We start from the raw sequence: 11,012 nt of genomic DNA, 5'->3' as shown, positions 1-11,012 counted from the left end.
TAGTATAATAAATAACTATGGCTGATATACCAAATAAAAAACTGCTGCTTATAATATAACTACGCAGTTTAGTCAGAATATTATTTTTTTATAAAAGAACCAAGCAAAAACGATGTAGTATCGATTCACTTGGTCCCAAGGTCTATATCTGATTTATTTTTTCAAAAATTCATCGTATTGTTTTTGCATTTCAGTTAAGACTTTGTCATAACCAGCATTATCAAGTGCTTCTTTTAATTTAGGCACTGTCTCTTCTGGATCTACGGTTCCTGTGTTTAAACCATCTAAATATTGACTCATCACGTTGGCAATGTTACTCATTTCTGTTTTCACATTCGACGTTACAAAGTTAAAGCCTAAGATTGGTGATGTTTCTGCTTTAGCGATCGATTCATCACGCTCTTTGATCATATCTTCAGTGATCGTATCTTGTGTATATAAGATTTTGTTGTTACCAGTATTCCATGCTGGTAAGTGCATGTTTGGTTTATAGCCATCCAACAGTTTGATTTTTCCATCTTTATCAGGAATTTTTTCCCACGCTTCGCCTTCGATTCCCCAAACTAAACCATTTAATAATTCTGGATCACTATTGATCTGACCTAAAACTTCCACTGCTTTTTCTTTGTTTTTAGACGTATTTGAGACTACAAAGTTAGCCATTCTTGCTTGATCACTTGATTTCAAGGCTGTAGTAAATGCTTTAGACACTAATTCTTGGCCTGCCGCATTACTTAAAATCGTATCACCATAATCGTAAGGTCCTTGTGTTTCTTGACGAATGAACCAAGTATTTCCTTCTAATGGAAACTCCGTGTTGCTTGTTGCTGCATCTGATGGGATGTAGCCCGCTTGATACCACTTATGCATTGTTTTTAAGACATCCATAAAGTCTTTGTTTTCGTATTGGTTGATGATTTTTTTAGTGTCCCCATTTAAATCAACAGCAAATGGATAGCCGTTTCCAATTGGGAAATCAAAATCCCCTTGTGCTTTAAACCCTTGACCAATAGCAAATGCCGCAATATTCGGTTCTTTTTCATGGAAGGTTTTTAAGACACTTTCCGCATCTTTATAGGTTTTAATGTCATCAATCGATAGATTGTATTTATCTAAATATTGTTTGTTAAATGTCAATACTTGTTGCGAATAGACATTACCATTGACTGGAAAGGCATATAGTTTTCCGTCAACTAAGTTCCCTTTAATATACGCTTCATCTAATTGATCATAGGCATCCTTAGCAAACTTTGGTGCTAGTTCAGTTAAATCAGCATAGGCACCTTTTTGAGCATTTGGTACATAGTTATCCGCAAAAGCGATATCATAATTTTCACCTGATGAAACAATAACGCTCATTTTTTTCTCGTAATCGCCCCATCCAATATATTGGATATTTAGTTTAGCCCCTGTTTTCTCTTCGATTCTCTTATTGGCAACTTCCATCAACGCATCATAATTCTCAGGCTTATCACCGATTTGATACATCAATAACGTATCTTCATCTGCTTTTTTACTACTGCCAGCAGTCTTTTCTTTACTGCCTCCGCCACATGCTGTCAACACACCTAAAAGAACAACTGCTGTACTTAAACCGACTACTTTTTTCCACGTCTTCATTTTCTGTTCATCTCCATTTTCTATAGATTATTCCTTAACTCCACCAATCGTTAACCCTTTAACAAAATATTTTTGGAAAAACGGATAGCTGATCGCAATCGGTAAGGTTGAAATAACCACGATCGCCATTCGAGCAGATTCTCCTGGTATTGCTGCCATCCCACCAGATAATTGACTGCTGGCGCCAGCATTTTGTGTCAGATATTGAATATTATTTTGAATCTTCATCAATAAATATTGCAATGGAACTAAACTATCTTTTTGAATGTATAAGAGTGCGTTAAACCAGTCATTCCAATACCCTAAAGCTGCAAACAAACTGATTGTTGCGATACCAGGCACCGCGAGCGGTAATACGATTTGAATAAAAATCCGCATCTCTGAAGCCCCATCAATCCGTGCCGACTCGATGATCGACTCAGACACTGAGCGTTTGAAAAATGTCCGCATCACAATAATATTAAACGGACTGACTGCCATTGGCAAAATCAACGCCCAAATCGTATCTTTTAATTGAAGTAAATTCGTCATCACTAAGTAGTTTGCGACCATCCCTGGAGAAAATAACATCGTGATCAAACAAAAAACCGTGAAAAACCGACGAAACGGAAAATTAGATCTAGAAATCACATAGGCATATAAGGATGTCGCTGTACTATTGATCAGCGTGCCGACCAACGTAACCAAAACCGTCACAAACAACGCTTGAAAAATTTTATCCTGCATTTGATCAAATAGATAGGTGTAGCCAAAGATACTAAACTCCTTAGGCCAAAAACTATATCCATGAGCAGCTAATGCGGTTTCATTACTAAGTGAGATCGCCACAACAAATAAAAACGGCAACACACAAGATAGAGCAAAAACAGCGATCAGCACATTAAAAAATAAATTGACTGGTTTATTAAACGAACGAATTTCTACTTTTGAAACTGGCTTTTTCCTCAATGTTTTCACTCCTCTTTAGAATAATGCCGAATCATTGTCAAAGCGACGAACGATCCCATTTGTCACCATCAACAGAACAAATCCGACTGTTGACTGATACAATCCAGCTGCTGCCGTCATCCCGATATCCCCTGTCGCAGTCAAACCATTAAAGATATACGTATCTAAAACTGACGTAACTTGGTACAACGAGCCAGAATTACGCGGCACATTATAGAACAAACCAAAGTCCGCTCTAAAAATATTCCCCACTGCTAAAATCGTCATGATCGTCATCAAAGGTAATAATTGCGGAATCGTAACATTCTTGATTTGTTGCCATTTGCTGGCGCCATCAACCATTGCGGCCTCATAATACGTTGGATCGATTCCCATGACAGAAGCAAAATAAATAATACTATTATAGCCGATTCCTTTCCACGTTCCGATAAAGACTAAGATAAACGGCCAAAATTTCGGTTCACTATACCAATTGATCGGCGTGCCTCCACGACTTGAAATCCATTGATTAAAGATCCCTTTATCTGGGCTTAAAAAGGCATAAACAAAATACCCAATGATTACCCAAGATAAGAAATAAGGTAACAGAGACATCGTTTGGTAGACTTTTACCAAACGCTTATTCCGCAGTTCACTCATCACGATTGCAAAAAATACAGAAATGACAAGGTTCAAAACAATAAAGGTCACGTTATACAACACTGTATTTTTCGTAATCAGAAACGCATCATTAGAAGAAAACAAAAACTTAAAATTCTCTAAGCCAACCCAAGGACTCTCCTTTAAGCTAGCAATAAACCCGTCTGGTGAAATATGAAAGTCTTTAAACGCCACCACATTGGTCAACACTGGAATATAAAAGAAAAAAATCATCCATAGCATCGCTGGGATCGCCATCAAGATCAACGCTTTATACCGCCAAACATTGTTAAAAAACAGCGCACTCTTTGACTTCTTCTTCACTTACTCAACTCCTTTCATCAAATTGTCTACAATAGAATTGTAGCGCTTTCAAAAAGAAATAAAAATAAACAAAATATAGATATTCTTATAGAAAATATAGATGTTCCAAAAAATAAACTTGATAACCGCCTTCTCTAATGTAGCCACTCGACTATGATACAATTAGCTTATCGACTTGAATGGAGGAAACAATATGCAAATTTATCAAAACACAAAAATCGCTAGCAACAAGTCCCTATATATTTCCGGTCAAACACCAAGTAAAGACGGAATAACACCTCAAAGTATTGAAGCACAAACAGAGGTTGTACTAGAAAAAATCTCATCTGTCTTACACGAACATCATTTAACTGTTGATGACTTAGTTAAGATCACGATCTATATTACTGATGTTTCTTATCTGCCGGGTTTCAGAAGTAAATTAGCTGAATTTGTAGGGGAGTCGAAACCAACCTCTACATTGGTTGTTGTTGCTGGATTGATCGATCCAGCTTTTAAAGTAGAAATTGATGGGATCGCTGCTTTTTAGCAAATCAAAAACGAGACACCCGTAAAAGCTTAGCTGCTTACGAGTGTCTCATTTATTCCTATTATAATTATGCTTCTTTTACGCTTTTCAAAATATAGTAACCTTTGTCTTTTGTCACGATTTCTACATTGCCAAAGACTTCCGCCATTTTTTTCTCAGCACTTGGCGCACCTTGTTTCTTTTGAATCACGACAGTCAACGTTCCACCGACAACTAGTCTAGGATGGGCCTCACTCAAAATTTCATGCACTACTTTTTTCCCAGCTCGGATCGGCGGGTTGCTAATAATTGCAGCATATTGCTGTTCATGTGTATCAGCGTAGATATTTGATGTGTGGATATCGACATTTTCAACATGATTTTTCTTCGCATTTTCTTGCGCTAAAGCGACTGCTCGCTGATTGACATCGATCATTTCTACCGTTCTGCCACTAAATGAAGCCAATGTTAAACCAATCGGGCCATAACCGCAGCCGACATCCAGCAACATCCCTTCTGGAAGATCTTCCCACTCAAACGCATCGATCAATACACGGGAACCAAAGTCCACCGTATTACGAGAAAATACCCCACTATCGGTTAAAAACTGAAACTTCTTTCCTTTTAATTCAAATGACCACTGCTCTAAATCATGAGCTAAGTCTGGGTTTTCTGTATAATAATGATTATTCATTTTCTTCTTCCTAACTATTTTCTTTTGTCATCAGTCTACCTTTTATTTCCCGAACAATCAAGGCAGCGAGTAAGTCATAACCCGTTTTGGAAAAATGTAGTCCATCTGCTTGTAAAAATTCATCTGTGCCAGGGTAAACGACCATTGCTTTGTATAAATCAATGACAGGAATTTCATATTTAGCACCGATTACTTTTACTCGTTCTACATAGTCACGAATCCGATCATCATCCCGCGTTGGTTTTCTAGCGCAATCTACATACGGTGGTGTGAGTAGAATGACTTTCTCCTTGCTGATTTCAGTGATCATTGTTTCGATATTTTCTGCGTATTTTTCTAAAGGAACTAAATTGTCGCTATTCGTGTCATTGGCACCGAAGAAAATTGTTACGATGTCAGCTTGTTCCGCTAAGACTTCTTTTTCTAAACGTTTCATTGCGTCTTGCGTGGTATCTCCCGGCATCCCAGCATTTACAATCATCACTTCTTCATAATGTTGAGCCGCTAGATCTTCTGTGATTAGATTTTGTAAAATCGGCGTGATGGCTTCTTCGCCGTATCCTGCTGTGATACTATCTCCAAATAAAACGATTTTTTTCATTAGGTATTTTCCTTTCTCGACTTGTTTTCTTTATTTATCATACCATTGAAAAGACTGTTTTGCCGAGGTAAAGAATTATTTCAGTAATTGGTGTTAGGTCTAGCTAAATTGTGTTAAAATAGGAGCAGAAATAAATGTTGGCTTTGGTGGAGGAACCGATGGACGATAAAATGAATTATTACCCCATTTCACGAAAGGAATGGCAGGGCTTCTATCATAACGGCAAAGCGCCGCTGACAGAAGAAGAATTAGAAGATATTAAAGGCTTCAATGATCAAATTTCATTGCAGGATGTGCAGGACATTTACGTGCCACTGACCCACCTGATTCATTTATATATGAAAGAATTTGAGTCTTTAACTGTTAGCAAAGGGCTGTTTTTGCATGAATATGTGCCTGTTCCGCCTTTTATCATCGGGATCGCTGGTAGTGTGGCTGTTGGAAAAAGTACCACCGCTCGCTTGTTGCAGCTGATTTTATCCAGAACCTTTAAACGCCGCAATGTCCAACTGATTACGACGGACGGCTTTTTGTATCCGAACAAAGTATTGGAAGAAAAGGGCATTATGGATCGGAAAGGTTTTCCAGAAAGCTATGACATGGAAAAGTTGATCGACTTTTTAAATCAAGTCAAAAATAGCCAAGATGAAATCAAAGCACCACTTTATTCTCATAGTGTCTATGATATTATCGAAGGCGAATATGAAGTGATCCAACAACCAGATATTCTGATCGTTGAAGGAATCAACACACTGCAATTGCCAGCGAATCAGCAAATTTACGTCAGCGACTTCTTTGACTTTTCGGTCTTTGTAGATGCTGAACCGAAGCTAATCGAAAAATGGTACCTTGAACGTTTTGGCGCCTTACTTGATACAGCTTTTCTTGATCCAGATAATTACTATTATCAATATGCGATCGGCAATCGTGACGATGCCTTTGCGATGGCAAAAGAAGTTTGGAAAACGGTGAATTTGAAAAACTTAGAGGAATATATCTTGCCAACTCGAGGCAGAGCGGATATTATACTTCATAAGACTGAAAATCATATTATTGATGAGATATTTATGCGGAAGTATTAAAAGAAAAACTGAGTGAACTCGTTCAGTGCTGACAGAAAAATAGGGAAAAATGATTGTGACGCTTTTTGTCACTAGCCTTTTCCATCTTTTTTCCGAAGCACTAGTTCGTGAAGCTAGATCACAAAACAACACTTAATTTGATTCTAAAGGGGTCAGAATTTTCCTAAGGGAAAATTCTCCATAAACGGTGTAAAAAAAGCAGGTTTCTCGGCAATTTCCTAAATCATATACAATCCAAAAAAAGGATTCTACATGATTTAGTCCAATTGCTCGAACCTAAACGCTTTTTTTACAACCTCTTATTAGATAAATCTAAATGGATAGGGGTAATAAATGTGACCAATGTTGCCGATTTGACAACTGTCGAAAAAATTATTGTTTTAGACTTTGGTAGTCAATATAACCAATTGATTACTCGACGTATTCGTGAATTTGGCGTGTTCTCAGAATTATTGAGCCACCGAATCACAGCGGATGAAATTCGCGAAATGGCTCCTAAAGGGATTGTTTTCTCTGGCGGACCCAACAGTGTATATGATGAAAATGCCTTCCAAATCGATCCTGAAATTTATGAATTAGGGATTCCGATTCTAGGAATTTGTTATGGTATGCAGTTGATGATGCATAACCTAGGCGGAAAAGTTGAACCTGCCGGCAACCGTGAATACGGCAAGTCAGAGCTATCACTTTTGATTCCTGATTCACCTATTTTTAAAGGAACACCTGAAAAGCAAATCGCTTGGATGAGTCATGGCGACTTAGTTGCCGCTATTCCTGACAGCTTTGAAACAGTTGCAACTAGTTCAGATTGTCCGTTTGCAGCAGTTCAAAATACAGACCGCAACCTTTACGGTGTGCAATTCCATCCAGAAGTACGTCATTCTGAATATGGTAACGACTTATTACGTCACTTTACTTTTGATATTTGTCATTGCGAAGGCGACTGGACAATGGGCAACTTCATCGAAATGGAAATCAACAAAATCCGCGAACAAGTCGGTGATAAAAAAGTTCTTCTTGGCCTTTCAGGCGGCGTGGATTCAAGCGTTGTTGGGGTGCTTTTACAAAAAGCCATAGGCGATCAATTGACGTGTATCTTTGTAGATCATGGTTTATTGCGCAAAGGTGAAGCAGAACAAGTAATGGATAGTTTAGGCGGAAAATTCGGCTTAAACATTATTAAAGTAGATGCAAAAGAACGTTTCTTAGATAAATTAGCTGGTGTTTCTGATCCAGAGAAAAAACGTAAAATCATTGGGAATGAATTCGTTTATCTTTTCGATGATGAAGCGACAAAACTTGATGGCATTGACTTCCTAGCACAAGGTACCCTTTATACAGATATCGTAGAAAGCGGAACTGAAACAGCACAAACGATCAAATCTCACCATAACGTGGGCGGATTGCCGGAAGATATGCAATTTGAATTGATCGAACCGTTGAATACGTTATTTAAAGATGAAGTTCGTGCATTAGGAATCGAATTAGGCATGCCGGAAGCACTTGTTTGGCGCCAACCATTCCCTGGTCCTGGTTTAGGAATTCGTGTACTTGGTGAAATTACTGAAGAAAAATTAGAAATCGTGCGTGATTCTGATGCGATTTTACGTGAAGAAATTGCCAATGCTGGTTTAGATCGTGATATTTGGCAGTACTTTACTGTGTTACCTGGCATCCGTAGTGTGGGTGTGATGGGTGATGGCCGTACGTATGATTATACTGTGGGTATTCGTGCAGTGACTTCGATTGATGGAATGACGGCGGACTTTGCGAGAATTCCTTGGGATGTTTTGCAGAAGATTTCTGTGAGGATCGTGAATGAAGTGGATCATGTGAATCGGATTGTTTATGATATTACGAGTAAACCACCTGCTACTGTGGAGTGGGAATAAAGAGCCAACATAATATGAATGGGGAATGCCGATAAATCAACATTTTTCAACTTATGAAATGCTTGATTTTCATTAAAAATGATATGGTTCCCTACCAAAATAAAACCCTGCTAAGATAATACTTAGCAGGGAATTTTTTGTGATTCTATTTTTTAAATGAGGAATATTATAGATAGCATACTTCATAAATACATGGTTTTCATTTATTGATAGAATTGTTCAATTTTATATTCATTTAAGACTGCTTTAACCATCAAGGTTGTTGCCATATCGATTCGAGCATATTCTTGGTCTTCACCAGAAAGATTGTTGTTATAACCAACATAGCATTTTTCTTTACTTTCAAAAACCAATTTTTGATGCTCTTCGATACCATTATTGATTAATTTTTCAACAGATTCTTTCTGTTGTGAATTTTCAAAATTAGGGATCATACTTAAATGTTTAGACCAAGCACCATTATCATGATTATTCAATGATTTTAATAGCCACATTAAATTTATTTCTGGTGAATCTTCAAAATAATAATAGTATGAATTTACATATTCACTTTTTGGATAACTGGCAAATAACTTGAGAAACGCACTTTTAGGATGTACTGCTATACCTCGAGTTTCATCAATATAATGTGCTGAAAATTCTAAGAGTATCGTTTGATGATACTTCACCCTCAAAATATGCCATGAACTTCTTGCATTAGTCTGCATCAAAGCGAAAGGGGGGGTTCTTAAGTCCTCGTTCTCAGGATCATCGAAAAATTCAAGTGTATATTCAGGGGATTTTTCATAATACCATGACATTCCTTCATAACTACTTTTCATTTTTATCCACGAGTCAATATCCTTTATATAATTTAGTACTCTTTCTTTCGGATAAGGAACTAGCCCAAACCTAAATTCCCATAATTTTTCAATATCTTGAATTTCAGCTTGTTTATTAATCGAAGTATTTTTTGCACCTTTTCGAACATAAATTTGATTAGGTTGTACACTTTGATATTTTTCTTTAATATAAAATGGGACTCTTGAAGATTTATGGATTACTAAAACATCTATTTCTGCACCTGTTCCATGTTCTATTGTTCTTAACTCTAATGATGGAATATAATCTCCAGCCCATTTCTTGCTATGAATTTATACCTCCATCACCAAATTCCATTAAAAGAAAATGCTTTTTCTACTGAATTTCTAACTGTCAATTTTTACTTGGATTGATTGAGCAAAATATTCGCACACTAAGCTATCAACCGACTGCTCTAGAAGTAATTTCTTTCCTAAAGCCTTCTCCACCTCATTAATGAATTGAGCTAAATAATCTATATCAGTTGCATCATGTTGATTTTTTGTGTTGAAAAATGGAGCAATACGGTAGAATAATTTTCCCCCATCCATTTCAATTTTTGGTGTGAACTCTGAAAACAACGTTCTAATATCTAAATCAGACAACTCATCATCTGTTAAATCCTTATTTTGATAATCATCCCAATATTTCGACATTCTTATATTTATTTTTCCTTTGATAATTCCTCGCACTTCATCTGAGATATCCAAACGTCTTTGAGAGTACTCATAAAGTCTTTTTAAACCAAATCCACCCCAATGTTCCATCCCATTCTCCTTAATATATCCACCTCTTAAATTTTTTGATACTAAATCAGCAATTTTGTCAAAATCAATACTATCTGCTTCTTCATTTATAACTTTACTTTTTATATCAGGCAGCTCTTTTGACTCCGCATTGATTCTTAATTCACCTTCACATTCAAGAAACTTTTCAACATGACACAATATGACATCTCTTACATCTGCCGTCTTCAAATAAATCTCTACATCACAATAGCTTTCGTTCTCTATATGATGATCAACTTTTGATGCATTGTACTTTTTCGTTTTATCATGTTTATCGTTCCATGTTTGAATACAGTAATCCATATTAGAAAACTCATTAAAAAAATGGAATGGGTCGTGCTCTTTATGACTAAATATGCGCCCTAATTGACTATCTTTATACCCTTCTAATTCTAATGATTCCAGCTTAGTCAATTGTTGCCCAGAATGAACAATTAATGTACGAATATCTAACAATAGTTTTAACTCGTCAGTTTTTTCAATTTTTAGCTTCCATAATTCCCCAAAATAATCTATAGCATTGATTAATCGATAGATATTATTTGCAAAGTGATCTGCTTCTATATTCGGAATACCTGATGCATTTCCTGCTCCTAAAAAATCATTATTTAACTTATCGAAATAGTCAATACCTCCACGTATAATCCATAATAATGAAGCTTCTGTATTAGAATACGTAGTAGCAGTTTGATGCCTTTCTCTCTTTTTTTCTAGTTTACCTTTCAATTCTTTTGATGTAAAAGAAAATTGTTTTGATGAATGCAGTATTATGTTGTTCACGAAGAATTAATCTTCCTCTCTTTTCAGTCAATAAAAATTTGCTACTAAGTACTAAGTACATATTCTTACCAATTGATTTATCTATAAGTCTGTCTCTTATACACATCTAGATGTGTATAAGAGACAGCAATTGAATAAACTATATTAATTTTACAAAAAACAATCGTATGAACGTAACTATAAGTTCATACGATTGTTTATCTATTACAGTTTAAAATTGTTGAGGGAATAAATTAATAGTAACGGATAAACTATACAAAGTATTGCTAGTAAAACTAAAAAATAGAAATACTTTT

10 protein-coding genes are annotated in these 11,012 nt (G+C 36.3%); 3 read left to right on the top strand and 7 right to left on the bottom strand.

Annotation, left to right across the window (positions count from 1 at the left end; genetic code table 11):
• Nucleotides 1-153: 153 nt before the first annotated feature.
• Genes A5819_RS07870 through A5819_RS07860 form a run of 3 tightly spaced genes read right to left on the bottom strand, consistent with a single transcriptional unit; the run spans nucleotide 154 to nucleotide 3,465 of the window.
• Complete coding sequence (locus A5819_RS07870; RefSeq protein ID WP_086278166.1) at nucleotides 154-1,620, bottom strand: ABC transporter substrate-binding protein; 1,467 nt, start codon at nucleotides 1,618-1,620, stop codon at nucleotides 154-156.
• 27 nt (nucleotides 1,621-1,647) lie between these two features.
• Nucleotides 1,648-2,568: a carbohydrate ABC transporter permease gene (locus tag A5819_RS07865; protein WP_086278164.1), complete on the bottom strand. Its 921-nt coding sequence runs from the start codon at nucleotides 2,566-2,568 to the stop codon at nucleotides 1,648-1,650.
• Between the two features lie 15 nt (nucleotides 2,569-2,583).
• A complete protein-coding gene (locus tag A5819_RS07860) occupies nucleotides 2,584-3,465 on the bottom strand; it encodes a sugar ABC transporter permease (RefSeq protein WP_254907304.1) in 882 nt (293 codons plus the stop codon).
• A gap of 259 nt (nucleotides 3,466-3,724) precedes the next feature.
• On the opposite strand from A5819_RS07860, the gene A5819_RS07855 reads away from it, so the two are divergent.
• Entirely contained in the window at nucleotides 3,725-4,060 is a 336-nt protein-coding gene (locus A5819_RS07855) for a RidA family protein (protein WP_086278160.1), read from the top strand.
• Nucleotides 4,061-4,127: 67 nt separating this feature from the next.
• Here the strand turns inward: A5819_RS07855 and A5819_RS07850 are convergent, their stop codons facing one another.
• Nucleotides 4,128-4,733, bottom strand: a complete 606-nt coding sequence (locus tag A5819_RS07850; RefSeq protein ID WP_086278158.1) for a class I SAM-dependent methyltransferase — start codon at nucleotides 4,731-4,733, stop codon at nucleotides 4,128-4,130.
• A 10-nt stretch (nucleotides 4,734-4,743) separates the two neighbouring features.
• Nucleotides 4,744-5,334 carry a GDSL-type esterase/lipase family protein gene (locus tag A5819_RS07845; protein ID WP_086278156.1) on the bottom strand — a complete coding sequence of 197 codons (591 nt, stop codon included), beginning with the start codon at nucleotides 5,332-5,334 and terminating at the stop codon, nucleotides 4,744-4,746.
• A gap of 158 nt (nucleotides 5,335-5,492) precedes the next feature.
• On the opposite strand from A5819_RS07845, the gene coaA reads away from it, so the two are divergent.
• Entirely contained in the window at nucleotides 5,493-6,416 is a 924-nt protein-coding gene (coaA, locus tag A5819_RS07840; RefSeq protein ID WP_086279667.1) for a type I pantothenate kinase, read from the top strand.
• A 335-nt stretch (nucleotides 6,417-6,751) separates the two neighbouring features.
• On the top strand, nucleotides 6,752-8,308 hold the full coding sequence (gene guaA / locus A5819_RS07835) for a glutamine-hydrolyzing GMP synthase (RefSeq protein ID WP_086278152.1): 1,557 nt from the start codon (nucleotides 6,752-6,754) through the stop codon (nucleotides 8,306-8,308).
• 203 nt (nucleotides 8,309-8,511) lie between these two features.
• Here guaA and A5819_RS07830 read toward each other — a convergent pair whose 3' ends face one another.
• Nucleotides 8,512-9,129 carry a hypothetical protein gene (locus A5819_RS07830; protein ID WP_254907245.1) on the bottom strand — a complete coding sequence of 206 codons (618 nt, stop codon included), beginning with the start codon at nucleotides 9,127-9,129 and terminating at the stop codon, nucleotides 8,512-8,514.
• 366 nt (nucleotides 9,130-9,495) lie between these two features.
• The gene (locus A5819_RS07825; RefSeq protein ID WP_086282419.1) at nucleotides 9,496-10,716 is read right to left on the bottom strand and encodes a hypothetical protein; all 1,221 of its coding nucleotides are present in this window, start codon (nucleotides 10,714-10,716) and stop codon (nucleotides 9,496-9,498) included.
• Nucleotides 10,717-11,012: the final 296 nt, after the last annotated feature.

This window comes from Enterococcus sp. 7E2_DIV0204 (assembly GCF_002140855.1).
Classification (GTDB): domain Bacteria; phylum Bacillota; class Bacilli; order Lactobacillales; family Enterococcaceae; genus Enterococcus_L; species Enterococcus_L lemimoniae.
The sequence above is the reverse complement of the archived record's forward strand: the minus strand, read 5'-3'. Positions and strand labels throughout refer to the sequence as shown.

Excerpts from the sequence above, each read along its gene's own strand:
- A5819_RS07845 (WP_086278156.1), bottom strand. The coding sequence starts at position 5,334 with ATGAAAAAAATCGTTTTATTTGGAGATAGTATCACAGCAGGATACGGC.
- A5819_RS07870 (WP_086278166.1), bottom strand. The coding sequence starts at position 1,620 with ATGAAGACGTGGAAAAAAGTAGTCGGTTTAAGTACAGCAGTTGTTCTT.
- A5819_RS07855 (WP_086278160.1), top strand. The coding sequence starts at position 3,725 with ATGCAAATTTATCAAAACACAAAAATCGCTAGCAACAAGTCCCTATAT.
- A5819_RS07860 (WP_254907304.1), bottom strand. The coding sequence starts at position 3,465 with ATGGCGATCCCAGCGATGCTATGGATGATTTTTTTCTTTTATATTCCA.
- A5819_RS07850 (WP_086278158.1), bottom strand. The coding sequence starts at position 4,733 with ATGAATAATCATTATTATACAGAAAACCCAGACTTAGCTCATGATTTA.
- coaA (WP_086279667.1), top strand. The coding sequence starts at position 5,493 with ATGGACGATAAAATGAATTATTACCCCATTTCACGAAAGGAATGGCAG.
- A5819_RS07830 (WP_254907245.1), bottom strand. The coding sequence starts at position 9,129 with ATGAAAAGTAGTTATGAAGGAATGTCATGGTATTATGAAAAATCCCCT.